Source organism: Leisingera aquaemixtae (assembly GCF_006740765.1).
In the GTDB taxonomy this organism is placed as follows: Bacteria; Pseudomonadota; Alphaproteobacteria; order Rhodobacterales; family Rhodobacteraceae; genus Leisingera; species Leisingera aquaemixtae.
On the sequence record NZ_CP041156.1, the window covers coordinates 21,541 to 36,002 of the forward strand.

Annotated in this window: 14 protein-coding genes; 7 read left to right on the plus strand and 7 right to left on the minus strand. The window is 64.9% G+C overall.

Annotated elements, in window-relative coordinates:
• Positions 1 to 16 precede the first annotated feature (16 nt).
• From R2C4_RS00205 to R2C4_RS00220, 4 genes are all read right to left on the minus strand, one after another.
• Positions 17 to 256 (minus strand): hypothetical protein, encoded by a 240-nt coding sequence (locus R2C4_RS00205; protein WP_141889067.1) that lies wholly within the window; start codon positions 254 to 256, stop codon positions 17 to 19.
• Between the two features lie 3 nt (positions 257 to 259).
• Positions 260 to 1,711 carry an aldehyde dehydrogenase family protein gene (locus tag R2C4_RS00210; protein ID WP_141889068.1) on the minus strand — a complete coding sequence of 484 codons (1,452 nt, stop codon included), beginning with the start codon at positions 1,709 to 1,711 and terminating at the stop codon, positions 260 to 262.
• Positions 1,708 to 2,862: an aromatic ring-hydroxylating oxygenase subunit alpha gene (locus R2C4_RS00215; RefSeq protein ID WP_058284782.1), complete on the minus strand. Its 1,155-nt coding sequence runs from the start codon at positions 2,860 to 2,862 to the stop codon at positions 1,708 to 1,710. The genes R2C4_RS00210 and R2C4_RS00215 overlap by 4 nt, the downstream gene beginning before the upstream one ends.
• A gap of 95 nt (positions 2,863 to 2,957) precedes the next feature.
• On the minus strand, positions 2,958 to 3,872 hold the full coding sequence (locus R2C4_RS00220) for a LysR substrate-binding domain-containing protein (protein WP_141889069.1): 915 nt from the start codon (positions 3,870 to 3,872) through the stop codon (positions 2,958 to 2,960).
• Between the two features lie 65 nt (positions 3,873 to 3,937).
• Here R2C4_RS00220 and R2C4_RS21140 point away from each other — a divergent pair, with 65 nt between their 5' ends.
• Complete coding sequence (locus R2C4_RS21140) at positions 3,938 to 4,075, plus strand: hypothetical protein (protein ID WP_167510210.1); 138 nt, start codon at positions 3,938 to 3,940, stop codon at positions 4,073 to 4,075.
• Between the two features lie 33 nt (positions 4,076 to 4,108).
• Here the strand turns inward: R2C4_RS21140 and R2C4_RS00225 are convergent, their stop codons facing one another.
• Positions 4,109 to 5,530, minus strand: a complete 1,422-nt coding sequence (locus tag R2C4_RS00225; protein WP_141889070.1) for a homospermidine synthase — start codon at positions 5,528 to 5,530, stop codon at positions 4,109 to 4,111.
• Between the two features lie 147 nt (positions 5,531 to 5,677).
• On the minus strand, positions 5,678 to 6,013 hold the full coding sequence (locus R2C4_RS00230) for a hypothetical protein (RefSeq protein ID WP_141889071.1): 336 nt from the start codon (positions 6,011 to 6,013) through the stop codon (positions 5,678 to 5,680).
• 111 nt (positions 6,014 to 6,124) lie between these two features.
• Between R2C4_RS00230 and R2C4_RS00235 the strand changes: the two genes are divergently transcribed.
• Complete coding sequence (locus tag R2C4_RS00235) at positions 6,125 to 6,862, plus strand: hypothetical protein (RefSeq protein WP_141889072.1); 738 nt, start codon at positions 6,125 to 6,127, stop codon at positions 6,860 to 6,862.
• Here the strand turns inward: R2C4_RS00235 and R2C4_RS00240 are convergent.
• On the minus strand, positions 6,800 to 7,468 hold the full coding sequence (locus R2C4_RS00240; protein ID WP_141889073.1) for a hypothetical protein: 669 nt from the start codon (positions 7,466 to 7,468) through the stop codon (positions 6,800 to 6,802). The genes R2C4_RS00235 and R2C4_RS00240 overlap by 63 nt on opposite strands.
• A gap of 522 nt (positions 7,469 to 7,990) precedes the next feature.
• Between R2C4_RS00240 and repA the strand changes: the two genes are divergently transcribed.
• From repA to hutI, 5 genes are all read left to right on the plus strand, one after another.
• Positions 7,991 to 9,166 (plus strand): plasmid partitioning protein RepA, encoded by a 1,176-nt coding sequence (gene repA, locus R2C4_RS00245; RefSeq protein WP_058284788.1) that lies wholly within the window; start codon positions 7,991 to 7,993, stop codon positions 9,164 to 9,166.
• Positions 9,166 to 10,140, plus strand: coding sequence for a plasmid partitioning protein RepB (gene repB, locus R2C4_RS00250; RefSeq protein WP_141889074.1), 975 nt, complete (start codon positions 9,166 to 9,168; stop codon positions 10,138 to 10,140). Before repA ends, repB begins: the two co-directional genes overlap by 1 nt.
• Before the next feature lie 180 nt (positions 10,141 to 10,320).
• The gene (gene repC / locus R2C4_RS00255) at positions 10,321 to 11,460 is read left to right on the plus strand and encodes a plasmid replication protein RepC (RefSeq protein ID WP_141889075.1); all 1,140 of its coding nucleotides are present in this window, start codon (positions 10,321 to 10,323) and stop codon (positions 11,458 to 11,460) included.
• Between the two features lie 360 nt (positions 11,461 to 11,820).
• Positions 11,821 to 13,134, plus strand: coding sequence for an MFS transporter (locus R2C4_RS00260; protein ID WP_141889076.1), 1,314 nt, complete (start codon positions 11,821 to 11,823; stop codon positions 13,132 to 13,134).
• 116 nt (positions 13,135 to 13,250) lie between these two features.
• A complete protein-coding gene (hutI, locus tag R2C4_RS00265) occupies positions 13,251 to 14,459 on the plus strand; it encodes an imidazolonepropionase (protein ID WP_141889077.1) in 1,209 nt (402 codons plus the stop codon).
• Positions 14,460 to 14,462 lie beyond the last annotated feature (3 nt).

The following is a 14,462-nucleotide window of genomic DNA, read 5'->3' on the forward strand; positions in this document are numbered from 1 at the left end:
CGGCCTGAAACCTGTCTTACAGCTCCAGCGGATGCGCCCGGTCCCGCGCCGCCAGGCGGCGGTTCAGCGCCTTCGCCTCCGGCATCCCGGCCTCCAGCGCAAAGACAAAGGCGTGCGTCAGGTAAAAGCAGGCGGCGTCGATATTGCCCGCATCCTCCGCCTGATCCCCGGCCAGCGTATACAGCCGGACCAGCGCGGCGCTGTTCTTGTCCGCATGCGCCTGCAGCAGCGCGTGGTCGAGCTCTGCGCGCTCCATCCCTCAGCCCTTCAGCGAGATCGCGATGTTCTTGGTGCGCACATAGTTATAGAGCGCCTCCAAGCCCTTTTCGCGGCCAAAGCCTGATTTGCCGACCCCGCCGAACGGGGTGGAGATGCCGCCCGCGAACCATTCGTTCACAAACACCTGCCCGGCCCGCAAGCGATGCGCCACCCGGTGCGCCCGCGCCAGATCGCGGGTGAAGACGCCGGCCACCAGCCCGAACTCGGTGCCGTTCGCCATGGCGATTGCCTCGGCTTCGGTGTCAAACGGCGTGAAGCAGGTGACGGGGCCGAAAATCTCCTCCTGCGCCACGCGGGCTGCCGGGTCCACATCCGCCAGGATGGTCGGCGCCATGAAGTACCCCTCCCGCTCCAGCCGGGCACCGCCCGAAGCTGCGCGCGCACCGCTTTGGCGGGCGGTGGCGGTCAGGGTTTCGATCCCGTCCAGCTGCCGCGCCGAGATCACCGGGGTGAGGCCCGGGTTTTCCAAGCCATGCCCGACGCTCAGGCCGTTTGCCAGCGCGGCGGCGCGCTCCACCGCCTCGCCGTAGATCGACCGGTGCACCAGCACCCGCGACATGGCAGAGCAGACCTGACCCGCGTTATAGAAGATGCCGCTTTGCAGGGAGGACATCAGCGTGTCCAGATTGGCATCCTCAAACGCCACCGCAGCGGACTTGCCGCCCAGCTCCATCAGCGCGGGCGTCACCGGGTTGGCGGCGGCGCGCAGGATCGCTTGCCCAGTCGGGACCGAGCCGGTGAAGACGATCTGATCCACCGCCGGGCTTTCCACCAGCCGCGCGCCCAGCTCCGCACCGATGCCGTTCAGGATCGACACCGCCCCCGCCGGAACCCCGGCGCGCTCCAGCGCCACGCCCAGCATGGCCAGCGCCATCGGGTCCAGTTCCGGCGACTTGATGATCACCGAATTGCCCGCCGCCATCGCAGGCGCCAGCGACCGCGCCGCAATCGACACCGGGAAGTTCCACGGCACGATCTGGGCAGAAACACCGTAAGGCTCATAAACCGTGTAGTCGGCGTAATCGGGGCCAAGCGGGATCGACTTGCCCTCGATCTTGTCGGCCATGCCGCCGTAATATTCGAAATACTGCGCGGCTTCTTCGAATTCGTCATGCGCCGCGCTCAGGCTCTTGCCGCTTTCCCGGCACAAGAGCTCCGCGCCCTCATCCGCAATGCCCCGGATCTCCGCCGCGATGCGCTGCATCAGCTGACCGCGCCTGGCGGGCTTCATCGCACTCAGGTCGCCGCGCTCGAAACTCGCCCGCGCCGCCTCCAGTGCTTTGGCCAGGGTTTCCTCCCCCGCCAGCGCGCAGTCGCCCACGTGCTGGCCGTTGCCGGGATCCTCAACGGCGATGCGCGCACCGCCGTCGCCCTCCACCCAGGCACCGGCCAGGTAATTCCTGGCCAGCCCGTCTTTCAGAAAGGCACTCATGCCTCGCGGCCTTTGGTCACCTGATCCGCCACCCAGGCGTGGAAATTGTGGGTCGGCCCGTCCATCGCAGGCGAGAACCGGCCGCCGTCAAACAGCTCGCCGTGGCGGCCCTTCTGCATGCCCTCGACGACAAAGACGTCCTCCTCAAACACGGTCTTCCACAGCTTCGCATTCTCGGTGCGCAGGTCTTCCAGCTCTGGTGTGTCCTCGTTGGACTTCGCGTAATACAGCTCAATGTGCTCGACGGTGTTTTCAGTGTCGACCGGCTCCAGGATGATCGCAAAGGCATGATCGCGCTGCACACCCAGCAGGACGTTGGGATAAACCGCGGTATATTCGCCGCCCTCGTCCCATTTGCTGCTGAGACCCTCGAAATCCGGGAACACCTCGCCGTTCTCACCCTTCATCTGGCGGTAGACCAGGGTGCCCTGACCGGAATACTTGCCCGGCACCTCGATGTTGTAGTGGTCTTCCAAGCGGGAATAGCTGTTGAGGCCCGGATGCACCCACGGCAGGTGATAGCTCTCGCAGTAGTTCTCCACCGCCAGCTTCCAATTGGTCTTCACCTCCAGCTTGAAGCCGGAGTCCGCGCCGCCGTGATGCACCGGGGTCTCGAATTCCTTCCAGCGCTCCAGCAGGTCGGCGTGGGCCTCCTCGAACTCCGGCGCGGAGCCGTCGACGTTCACAAACACCACGTCGCGCCAGACATAAGAGCGGATGCGCACCAGGCCCAGCTCGTCCAGCTTGATGTCTTCATGCTTGTTGTTGCCGGGGCCGCCCACATGCGGGGTGGAGACCAGGCGGCCATCAAGGCCATAGCACCAGCTGTGATAAGCGCAGCGGATGGCACCGCGGATCTTGCCGGGTTTCTCGACCAGGATCATACCCCGGTGGCGGCAGGTGTTCTGGAACACGCCGACCTCGCCATCCTTGTCGCGCACGATCAGCAGCGGCATCCCAAGGAAATCCACCGGCTTCGCATACCCCGGTTCCGGCACATCCTTGCCAAAGCCGATGCCCGACCAGTTCTTGAACAGCACCGAACGCTTCTCTTCGGCAAAGACGGCGGGGTCGATGTAATGGGCGTTCGGCAGGCCGTTTGCGACGTTGACCGGAGCCATCACCGGGGCAAGCGAGTCATGCTTGTTCATCTGGGTCTCTCCAAGGCAGGAAAAAGATGTGCGCGTTTTGCGCCATTGAAGGGAGAGAGCGGATTCACTCAATAGCAGGAATTTTCGCGCTGGGATTAGCTCAGCTCACCTGACCCCTGATGTATCTCGTCAATGATCCAATTGCGCAGCAAACGGGCGGATTCCGACAATTCCGCGTCGGGGCGGCCCACCAAATGGAACCCGTGCGGCGCCGCCAGCACGTGCGGGCCGATCGGCACCAGCTGGCCAGTGGCCAGCAACGGGTTCAGCAGCCGCTGCCAGCCCAGCACCAGCCCCACCCCGTCCTGCGCCGCCTGCAGCGCCACCGCGTAGTTGTTCACCCGCACGCCGGGCGCAATGGGGCCGCTGTAGCCCAGCTGCTGGAACCAGTCGGCCCAGGTGGTCCAGCTCTTGTCATCGGACTCCAGATGCAAGAGCCGCTGCTGCGCCAGCTCCTCCAGCGGGCAGCCGGAGAGTTTCTCCGCCAGCTCCGCATTGCCGACCGGCACCAGATGGTCGCGGTACAGCTCGGTTTGCTCCACACGGCTATCCCGTTCACGCCCGTAACGAATATAGAAATCCACGTCCGGCATGCCGCGCAGGGGCCGGTCGTTGACGATCTGGTTGACGTTCACATCCGGATGCCTGCGCCAGAACCGCACCACCGAGGGCGACAGCCACAGCGATGCCACGGCGGAGGTAGAGCCGATGGTCACGGTATCGCCGGTCTGCCGGTCGCGGATGGTCTTGAGGCTCAGCGAGATCTTGGAAAAGGACGAGGCCAGGGTTTCAAACAGCGCCTCCCCCTCCTCCGTCAGCTCCACGCCCCGGTGCTTGCGCTGAAACAGCGGCGCCTGCAGCTCCGCTTCCAGCGCCTTCACCTGATGGCTGACCGCGCCGGGCGTCACCGACAACTCCTGCGCCGCGTTCTTGAAGCTCAGATGCCGGGCAGCGGCCTCGAACGCGGCCAGGGTGGTGAGCGGCGGCAGGTTGTAATGGCGGCGCGACATCTGCGGCTCCTGGCAAGTGGCTCGGATGAGCGGTCCTCATTTCAATATGAGGAAAACACCTTTGAATGCCAGACCGGATCTCGCTGGCGCGCGCCAGCTTGGCCGCACACCCAAAACTCCCGCACCGCACCGGCGCCATGATGGACAAGGCCTTTCTGGACCCTATCGGCCACAGCCCCGGTTTCTGCGCCATCAAGGAATAGCCGGCGGCGCGCCCCAGGCGCGCCGCCGCTGGGTCAGCTCGCCAGCACGTTCCGGAACAGCCAGGGATCGCTTTCGTCTATATCCTCCGGGAACTGCGCCCAGCGGTCCTGCAGCGGTGTCCAGCTGGTGTAATGCGCCTCCACCGGGCCCAGATACGGGCGCTGCACCTCAAGACAGCGGGCATGGTCCATCTCATCCGTCTCGACGATCCCCGCTTCGGGGTTTTCCAAAGCCCAGACCATGCCTGCCAGCACCGCCGAGGTGACCTGCAGCCCGGTCGCGTTCTGATAGGGCGCCAGGTCGCGGGCCTCCTCGTTCGACAGCCGGGAGCCGAACCAGAGTGCGTTCTTTTCATGGCCGTAGAGCAGCACGCCCAGCTCGTCGATGCCCTCGATGATCTCATCCTCCGTCAGGATGTGGTGCCGCTCCTGCTGCTGGCCGGAACCGAACAGCTCATGCAGGCTCAGCACCGCGTCGTCGCAGGGGTGATAGGCGTAGTGGCAGGTCGGGCGGTATTCCGGATCGGCGCCTGCCCCGACGGTATAATAGTCCGAAATCGAGATCGCCTCGTTATGGGTGACCAGAAAGCCGAACTGCGGCCCCGGCGTCGGGCACCAGGTATGCACCCGGGTGATCGCGCCCGGACGCTCCAGCCAGATGGCGGCCTGGCAGCCGCTGTCCTGGCGGTGGCCGTTCTCCGGGAACCAGGTTTCATGGGTGCCCCAGCCCAGCTCGGCAGGCTGGAAGCCCTCGGCGATGAAGCCCTCGACCGACCAGGTGTTGACGAAGGTGCCGCGGGCGCGCGGCACCCGGCGGGCCTGGGTATCCCGTTCGGCGATGTGAACGCCCTTGACGCCCAGCGACTGCATCAGCCGCGCCCAGCCCTCGCGGCTGGCGGGGGTCTCAACCTTGCGGCCGGTGTCGCGGGCCAGCGTCAGCAGCGCCTCCTTGACGAACCAGCTGACCATGCCGGGATTGGCGCCGCAGCAGCTGACAGCGGTGGTGCCGCCGGGGTTGCGCGCCTTTTCATTCCGGACCGCCTGGCGCAGCGCGTAATTGGTGCGGGCAGCATTGTCGGTTGTGCCGAAATAATAGCCCGCCCAGGGCTCCACCACCGTGTCGATGTACAGGACGCCCAGCTCCCGCATGAAGGTCATAAGCTCAAGCGACGAGGTGTCCACCGACAGGTTCACGCAAAAGCCCTTGCCCTCGGCAAACAGGCCGCCCAGCACCTCCCTGTAGTTATCCGGCGTCAGCGCGACCTGCAGGTGGTTGATACTGTGCTGGCGCAGGAAATTCGCCTTGGCGGCATCGGGTTCGATCACCGTCAGCTTGGCGGCATCGAATTCAAAATGGCGTTCGATCAGGGGCAGCGTGCCCTTGCCGATAGAGCCGAAGCCGATGATCACGATGGGGCCGTCGATCCGGCCGTAAATGGGATGCTCCTGAGCCATAGGCTTCTCCATGCAGATTCGTTCGCCCCGGCCAGTATGAGCCAGCGAAAGAACTTTGGTGCGCAAATATTGAGCCCGGTCAAGGGGTATGGCGGGAAACGGCCGGATCTTAGTGCAGTGCAGCCCCCCGGGAGGCCCCGGCGCGGCCTAGTTCAGCCGCCCCTTGCGCAGGTCGATAAGCCCGCGCAGCGCCCGCAGAAACACCCCGCGGTCGCGGTGGCCGACCTGGGACAGCATGGCAAGCACCTCGCGCTGGTCCTGCGCCAGCGTGTCCGGCACGGCAGAGCCGTCCGGCGAAACCATATGGGCCCGCGACACCAGCAGGGCAATCGACCTCTGGTCCAGCCCTTCGGTCAGATCGGACCAGAAGCCAAGGCTTCTCCCCGACGCCTCGCTTGCCTTTCTCAGCAGCTCAAGCTCGCGCCGGGACACGTCCCGTCCGCGTCCCCCGGCCTGATGCGCTTTTTCGTTCGTCCACTCCACAGGTAACTCGCCCGATGATAACCCCTATACACGCATTGATTGTTGATGCTTTGGCTGATAGGTGTCAACTATTGGTTTAATAATTCACATATGTAAACTTTTGAGGTGCATATGATTGCCGACCGCATTGATGCCGCCTGCAAGATCGCAGGCGTCAGACTGAAGACAGCCTGCTCAATCTCCGGGGTCAACTACGGCACTCTGCGAAGCCAGATGCGGAACAACCGCGAAATTCCGGCGTCCTCGCTGGCGCTGCTGTCGGCCGGCCTGTGCATCCCCATTCAGTTCTTCTTCGAACTGCCGGGCGGCAGCCAGGCCTCCGCAGCCCGGCTCAACCGCTGGCGCGCGGCCGAGGCCGCCAATACGGAACTTGCAGCGTGCTCCAGGGCGGGGTTCAACGTGACCACGGACCACATTCTGGACTGGTTCCACCAGGAGGCAGGGCAGCTGCGGAACTGGGAATGGTTCGAGGACCAGGTCGATCTTTACGAGCCGCTTGAGGCCACCGACCGGATCATGCACCCGATCCAGATCGGCAAGCGCAGCGCCGCCGCGGAGCGGCTGATGCTGGCCGGCAACCGGGATTTTTACCGCATCGTCGGATCCTTCGAGGAAACCATCATCGCGCGCGCGATGCAGTCGCACAGGATGCTGAGCGAAGTTCCGTATATCGTCACCGACGAGGAGCTGGACGTGATCATCAAGGGGCTGCGGGTGCGCGGCGGCTACCGCAAGGTGACAATGCGGGTGACCGGCCCCCAAGGGGAGCCGGTCACGGCCGTTTTCTCAAAGATTACCTGGCTCGACACTGCTGACAATATGCGAGAAGTGGACTGCGTTGAGGCCTAGGATCATCTGATCGTTCGCCAGGCCTTCGGGCACCGGATCCGCCCAGGAAATCGCGTTGCGGTATTTGCCGTTAAAGCCGTAATCATCGGCCAGGCGGCGGTGCTTGTAGGCAATGATCGTGTACATCCAATCGAAATCCCACCGCGTGGCGGCCAGCAGTTTCACATACTGGGCGAAATCGCCAAGCCGCCGGATGCCGCCCCGTTCGTCCGGCGCAACCTCGATCCCGCCGAAATAGATCAGCCGGCCCCGCATCTCATCGACCAGCGGCTGCGAAACGCTCTCCACCACCCCGTCGCGGCCGCTGTAGCGGGAGGCCGCAAGTCCGCGGAAGTAATTCCCGAAGTCCTTGCTGCCAAGATCCACGCTTTTGGCCGAGATACAGGTGATGCACCGGTCCTGCCGCTTCAGGAACAGCCAGAACGCCCGGCCCGACTGCAGGTCCTCATCGCTGACTTCGGACATCGGGTGAACCCGCTCCTTTCCCACATCCGCCAAAAGGGCCGGCAGCTCTTCAGGGTTTGTGCACACGTAAAGCGTCAGGCCCTCGGCGTTGAACCTGCCTTCAATGGCCTGCATATGTGTGAAGATGCTGTCACGTTCCATTTTCTTCTCCTTCAAATCATGGAATTCTGCACGCGCAGGGCGAGTGCAGATCAAGAATTCCCTTATTTTTAGTTGTGGAAAACGCCTTTCACGCGAAACCGGCTGCTGTTTTCAGCCAGACAGCGGATTTCCGGCCAGCAGCAGAACGGTCAGGCGCGGCGGCGCACCGAAATGGAGCGCCATCCGCGAAAAACAGACCCTAATCACAGCCGTTTGCCGCAGACTCAACCGGGCGCCCCTTGTCCGGTGCGACTCGGCCCGGGCAGGCGTTTCGGATTCTGCACAGTGCCGCAGGGACCGTCCGCCCTCCCCTGCCCCGGCGCGGCGGCAGGCAGTCTTTTTCTTTATTTTCAGGGCATTAAGCCGAAACTTGCCGCGCGCTCCGCAATCCGGCAGAAATCCGGAAAACACGTCTGCAACCTGTAAATGAAGGAATCTATTGCAAAACGCTGTTCGCATTGCGTATAGAAACGATAAATAAGGCGCTGACGCAAAACAGCGTTACTACCGAGAGGGCAGCAGTTGGCAGTAGCACTCCACATCAATCAGCGAATCCGCGAAAACGCGGAGAACCTCAGTGCGGCCCTCAACAGCCACATGCTGGCGAGTTTTGCACCGGATGCAAGGAAGGAACTGCGGCTGTTCAGCGCCGGGGAAGCGGCGGAGATGCTGGGCATTTCCTCCAGTTTCCTGCGCAAGCTGCATTTTGACGGAAAACTTCCCGAGGTTCACACCACACCGGGCGGGCGGCGCCATTATTCCGCCGCCGATCTGCTGGAGATGCGTAAGATCCTGGATGCCTCGGCCAAGACGCCGGGCACCTACCTGCGCGGCCGCCGCGCGGGCGACAAGGTGCAGGTGCTGTCCTTCCTGAACTTCAAGGGCGGCTCGGGCAAGACCACCTCGTCCATTCACACCGCGCAGCGGCTGGCGCTCAAGGGCTACCGGGTGCTGGCGGTGGATATCGACCCGCAGGCGTCGCTGACGACGCTTTTCGGCTACCGGCCAGAGGTCGATTTCCTTGAAACAGGGACGATTTACGACGCAATCCGCTATGATGACCCCCTGCCCCTGCGCCAGATCATCCAGCAGACCTATTTCACCGGCCTGGACCTGGCGCCGGGCGGGCTGATCCTGCAGGAATTCGAGCATGAGACGCCGCAGGCGCTGATCCACAATGTGCAGCCCGCGTTCTTTTCGCGCATGGCCGCAGCGCTGGAGGAGGTCGAGGCCGATTACGACGTGATCATCTTCGACTGCCCGCCGCAGCTCGGCTATCTTACCATGTCGGCGCTCTGCGCCTCGACCGGCGTGATCATCACCGTGGTGCCGAACATGCTCGACATCGCCTCGATGTCGCAGTTCCTGCAAATGTCCGCCGAACTGCTGGACGTGGTGTCCAACGCAGGCGCGGCGCTGGAATTCGATTTCCTGCGCTTTCTGATCAACCGGTACGAGCCGAACGACGGCCCGCAGCAACAGGTGGTTGCATTCTTGCGGCAATTGTTCGGCGAGGAGGTCATGGTGGCCCCGATGCTGAAATCCACCGCGATTTCCGACGCGGGCCTGACCCAGCAGACGGTCTATGAGGTCGAAAGATCCCAGTTTCACAGGTCAACCTATGACCGTGCGGTCGATTCACTGAATCAAGTTAACGATGAAATAGAATCGCTCCTTCAACAAGCATGGAGGCGTTGATGGCACGCAAAGGCATTCTCAGCACGGCACTCAGCAGCCCGGCAGCATCCGCTGGCGGGCCAAAACCCAAGATGATGCCGCGCGGCGCGGTCGGGGCGCTGCAATCCTCGCTCAGCAAGCTGCAGGAAAGCGCGGTGCAGGAAATCGACACCGCGCTGATCGACGACGCCGGTTACGAGGACCGCCTGGGCATGGACGGGGCCGCCTTCAACCAGCTGAAGGACAGCCTGCAGACCTACGGCCAGCAGGTGCCGGTGCTGCTGCGGCCGCACCCCGCCACGCCGGGGCGGTTCGAAATCGTTTACGGCCGCCGCCGCCTCAAGGCGCTGCGCGAGCTGGGCCTGCCGGTCAAGGCGATGGTGCGGCAGCTGGACGACCACGCGCTGGTGATGGCCCAGGGCCAGGAAAACACCTCGCGCCAGGACCTCAGCTTCATCGAAAAGGCCGCCTTTGCGGCGCAGCTGCAGGCGGATGGCTATGGACGGCAGACAATTGCCGCTGCGCTGTCCATCGACCTGCCGATGGTGTCGCGGATGCTCAAGGTCGGCACCGCCTTTGACCTGCCCTTCCTGCGCACGATCGGCTCCGCCCCCGGCATTGGCCGCGACCGCTGGATGATGCTGGTCAAACTGTTCGCCGATCCGGCAGCCCGCTCCCGGGCGATCACCAGGACAAACCGGCCAGACTTCACCACCTATGACTCCGACGGGCGGTTCGAGGCCGTTCTGAAACATGCCCGGAACGCGCCGCAGGAGGTGAAACCGGCCCCTGCCCCGCCGAAAACCCGCGCCCTGCCCGGCAGCACCGGCGCCGAGGTCGCGGGCATCAAAACCACCGCCAAGGGTATCACCCTGACGATCGCCGCCAAGGACGCGCCGGGCTTTGACGCCTGGTTCGACGCCAACGCGGAAGAGATCATGGCAGAGCTTCACGGCCGCTGGCAGCAAGACCAGCCCGAGCAGCCGGAAGACTGAGCAAGAGCAGAGAAAACAGGACAGGAGGCACGTAGCAGGCAAAAGAAAAGCCCCCCAGGACATTACATCCCAGAAGGCCGTTCTCAGATTTAGCACCTTTGGAATAGCCCTTCAGACTCGTCAGTGTCAACTCTGTGCGCCGCACAGGGGCGGGTATTTTTTGTCTTTCGTGAAAAAATCATGGAAAAGGCGTCCCAAATCGCATTTGGGCGGCAGGATCCGTGCGGCCGGCTGGCAGGTGACCACGACAAGTGGGACCTTCTGGCTGCGCTGACGCACGCCGCCGCGGAATTCGACCTCAGCCACCGCACCCTTGGGGTGCTGAAGGCCCTGCTCACCTTCTTCCCGGAGCGGGCGCTGCCTGCGGAGCCGGACAGCGCCATCGTGTTCCCCTCGAACCGCAAGCTGATTGAGCGCTTGAACGGGATGCCCGAAAGCACCCTGCGCCGCCATCTGGCCGCCCTCACCCGCATTGGCATTGTCAGCCGGAAGAACAGCCCCAACCGCAAGCGCTATGCCCGCCGCAGCGGCGAGGACACGGCGCTGGCCTTCGGGTTTGATCTGTCCCCCCTCGCCCGCCACGCTGGTCAGATCTTCGACGCCGCGCTGGCGGCCAAGGCCCGCGCCGGGCATCTGGCGGTGCTGCGCGACCGGGTGGCTGTGCTGCGCCAGAAGCTGTCGGAGCTGGCTGACGGCGCTGCGGAGCTGCTGGAGGCCGCCCGCAGGCTGCTGCGGCGCAAACCCTGCGAGACGGAGCTGGCCCGGATGGCCGAAACCCTGCGCGAAGAAATTGCCAGCCGGACAGCGGATCAGGCCCCGCAGCCCTCCCGCCTGCCGTCACGCGAAATGAGCGGCAGCACCAGCCAGAATGAGCGGCACATACAGCATTCACTAAAAAAAGATTCTGACTCTGAAGCGGCGCAGCCCGCAGCGCCCTGTTCCCCGCCTGATCGTCCAGACGCAGCGGGGGAAGAGGCTGAGAATGGCAATGGCCTGTCCACCGTCCTGCGCGCCTGCCCCGAAGTGCAAAGCTATTACCCTGGCGGGCTGCGCAGCTGGCAGGATGCCGACCGGATTGCCGAGAAGCTGTCACCGATGATGGGGATCGCGATGCCCGTTCTCAGCGATGCACGCGCCGCCATGGGCCGCCGGGACGCGGCAACAGCGGTGATGTGCATACTGGAAAAGCTGGGCACCATCCGCAGCCCCGGCGCCTATCTGCGGCGGCTGGCGCAGAAGGCGCGGGCGGGTCAGTTTTCGACCAAGCCGATGCTGGATGCGCTGCTGCAAAGGGGTGCCGGGGCGGAAATTGTCAGCTGACAATTTTCTGCCATGTGCGGGATTGCGAAGGGTCTGCAAACCCGGATGGCGCTGCTGCGGGATGATGCACGCCCTGCCCGCGGTCCTGCTGAACTCGGCTCGCATCGTCCGCCAATGAAAAATTGTCAGCTGACAATCCCGGCTGTTTCTGGCGGCGCCTGCCGCTCACACAGGCCATTCCGAACCGGTTTCGCAGCCAGCCTCTGCCCGCGCTCAGCACCTGCGCGCGCTTGGACTGCGAAAATTGTCAGCTGACAATTTTCCTCTGCCGCCGCGTTCCGGTGATCCGGGCCGTTGCTTTTACCGCCGGCCTGCGGCCACAGTGGCGGCAACGCTCCCAGCCCGAGGACCCCGCTGCCCATGCTGTCCATCCTGAAGAACCGCACCTACCGGCATTTGTTCCTGGCCCAGATCGTCGCGCTGACCGGCACCGGGCTGGCGACCGTGGCGCTTGGCCTGCTGGCCTTTGACCTGGCGGGCGAGCGTGCCGGGCTGGTGCTGGGCACCGCGCTGACGATCAAGATGGCGGCCTATGTCACCGTGGCCCCGATCGCCGCCGCCTGGGCGGAACAGGCGGACCGGCGCAAAATGCTGATCGCCCTGGATCTGGTGCGGATGCTGGTGGCGGTTTGCCTGCCGTTCGTCAGCGAGGTCTGGCAGGTCTATGTGCTGATCTTCGTGCTGCAATCGGCCTCTGCCGGGTTCACGCCCGCGTTCCAGGCCTCGATCCCCGATGTGCTGACGGATGAGAAGGAGTACACCCAGGCGCTGTCGCTGTCGCGGCTGGCGTTTGAGCTGGAGAGCCTGGCCAGCCCGATGCTGGCCGCGGCGCTGCTGCTGGCGGTCAGTTCCGGCACCCTGTTCTGGGGCACCGCGGCGGGGTTCGCCGGATCGGCCCTGCTGCTGCTGACAATCGCGCTGCCGTCGCCCGCGCCCCGGGCGCCGCGGCCGGTCTGGGAACGCACCACCCGCGGCATCCGCAACTATCTGAAGACACCGCGGCTGCGCGGGCTTCTGGCGCTGAACTGGGTGGTGTCTGCCATCGGCGCGATGGTGATCGTCAACACGGTGGTGCTGGTGCGGGCCGGCATGGCGCTGCCCGAAAGCTCCGTGGCGCTGGCGCTGGCGGCGTTCGGCGGCGGCTCGATGCTGTCGGCCATGCTGCTGCCGCGGCTGCTGCAGCGGCTGCCGGACCGGACCGTGATGCTGGCCGGGGCAGGGCTGAGCATTGCCGCCATGGCGTGCCTGGCGCTGGCCGCCTTTGCCGCGCCGCTGACCTTTGCACGGCTGGCAATCGGCTGGGCTGTGATCGGCGTGGGCTGGTCGGCGGTGCTGACGCCTTCGGGGCGGCTGCTGGCGCGCTCGGCCCATCCGGCGGACCGGCCCGCGATCTTTGCCGCGCAGTTCACCCTGTCGCACGCCTGCTGGCTGCTGTTCTACCCGCTGTCGGCCTGGCTGATGGCCGCCTGGGGCGGCGGCGCGGCAATGCTGGCGCTGGCGCTGCTGGCCGCGGCAGGGCTGATCGCCGCGCAGCGCCTGTGGCCCCGCGACAGCGCCGCCCCGGTTGCGCACAGCCATCCGGATTTGCCAGCGGACCATCCGCACCTGCAAGGCGCCGCGCCGCACGCGCATCCGATCATCATCGACGATCTGCACCCGCGCTATCCCCGCTGAAGGGGGCAGGCGGCGGCCGGGCGCGGGCGCGGCCTTTGCGATTTTATGACTAGACATAATATCCTAATTGAGTAGCTTAATGCCGAACCAGCAGCACAGCGACTCGGGGGGATTCCGTGACAGGGAACTACGTTCTGACAGACGCCCGGCTGGCCACGATGGCCAGTTCAGACACGCCTTATGGCCTGATCGAGGACGGGGCCGTCGCGGTCTCGGACGGCAGCATCGTCTGGGCCGGGCCGCGGGAAAAATTGTCAGCTGACAATTTCCCGTGGGAGCAGCGCAGCCTGGGCGGGCGGCTGGTCACGCCGGGGCTGATCGACTGCCACACCCATATCGTCTTTGGCGGCAACCGCGCGATGGAGTTTGAGATGCGCCTCAACGGGGCGTCCTATGAGGAGGTCGCGAGGGCAGGGGGCGGTATCGTCTCCACCGTCTCGGCCACCCGCACCGCATCGCTGGAGGATCTGGTGCAGGGCGCGCTGCCGCGTCTGGAGGCGCTGATCGCCGAAGGGGCTGCGGTGGTGGAGGTGAAATCCGGCTACGGGCTGGATCTGGACACCGAACTCAACATGCTGCGCGCCGCCCGCCGTCTGGGCGAGCTGCGCCCGGTCACAGTGAAAACCACCTTCCTCGGCGCCCATGCCACGCCCGGCGAGTACAAGGGCCGCGACGATGACTATATCGATCAGGTCTGCATCCCCGCCCTGCGTGCCGCCCATGCGGAGGGGCTGGTGGATGCGGTCGACGGCTTCTGCGAAAACATCGCGTTTTCCCCTGCGCAGATCGAACGCGTGTTCAAGGCGGCGCAGGAACTGGGCCTGCCGGTGAAACTGCACGCCGAACAGCTGAGCCATCAGGGCGGCACCAAACTGGCCGCGCGCTACGGCGCGTTGTCAGTCGATCACGTGGAATACGCAACCGAGGAGGACGCCAGGGCGATGGCCGCGTCCGGCTCCGTCGCGGTGATCCTGCCCGGTGCGTTCTACACCATCCGCGAGACGCAAGCGCCGCCGATTGACCACTTCCGTGAGCATGGCGTGCCGATGGCGCTGGCGACCGATTGCAATCCCGGCTCCTCGCCGCTGACCTCCTTGCTGCTGACAATGAACATGGGCTGCACCCTGTTCCGGATGACCCCGGAGGAGGCGCTGGCAGGCGTCACCCGCAACGCAGCCCGCGCGCTGGGGCTGACGGATCGCGGCCAGATCGCCGCCGGTCTGCGCGCCGATCTGGCGGTCTGGGACGTGGAAACCCCGGCAGAGCTTGCCTACCGCATCGGCTTCAACCCGCTTTACACCCGTATCTATGAGGGCACCCTATGATCG

Excerpts from the sequence above, each read along its gene's own strand:
- R2C4_RS00205 (WP_141889067.1), bottom strand. The coding sequence starts at position 256 with ATGGAGCGCGCAGAGCTCGACCACGCGCTGCTGCAGGCGCATGCGGAC.
- R2C4_RS00210 (WP_141889068.1), bottom strand. The coding sequence starts at position 1,711 with ATGAGTGCCTTTCTGAAAGACGGGCTGGCCAGGAATTACCTGGCCGGT.
- R2C4_RS00215 (WP_058284782.1), bottom strand. The coding sequence starts at position 2,862 with ATGAACAAGCATGACTCGCTTGCCCCGGTGATGGCTCCGGTCAACGTC.
- R2C4_RS00220 (WP_141889069.1), bottom strand. The coding sequence starts at position 3,872 with ATGTCGCGCCGCCATTACAACCTGCCGCCGCTCACCACCCTGGCCGCG.
- R2C4_RS21140 (WP_167510210.1), top strand. The coding sequence starts at position 3,938 with ATGCCAGACCGGATCTCGCTGGCGCGCGCCAGCTTGGCCGCACACCCA.
- R2C4_RS00225 (WP_141889070.1), bottom strand. The coding sequence starts at position 5,530 with ATGGCTCAGGAGCATCCCATTTACGGCCGGATCGACGGCCCCATCGTG.
- R2C4_RS00235 (WP_141889072.1), top strand. The coding sequence starts at position 6,125 with ATGATTGCCGACCGCATTGATGCCGCCTGCAAGATCGCAGGCGTCAGA.
- R2C4_RS00240 (WP_141889073.1), bottom strand. The coding sequence starts at position 7,468 with ATGGAACGTGACAGCATCTTCACACATATGCAGGCCATTGAAGGCAGG.
- repB (WP_141889074.1), top strand. The coding sequence starts at position 9,166 with ATGGCACGCAAAGGCATTCTCAGCACGGCACTCAGCAGCCCGGCAGCA.
- repC (WP_141889075.1), top strand. The coding sequence starts at position 10,321 with ATGGAAAAGGCGTCCCAAATCGCATTTGGGCGGCAGGATCCGTGCGGC.
- R2C4_RS00260 (WP_141889076.1), top strand. The coding sequence starts at position 11,821 with ATGCTGTCCATCCTGAAGAACCGCACCTACCGGCATTTGTTCCTGGCC.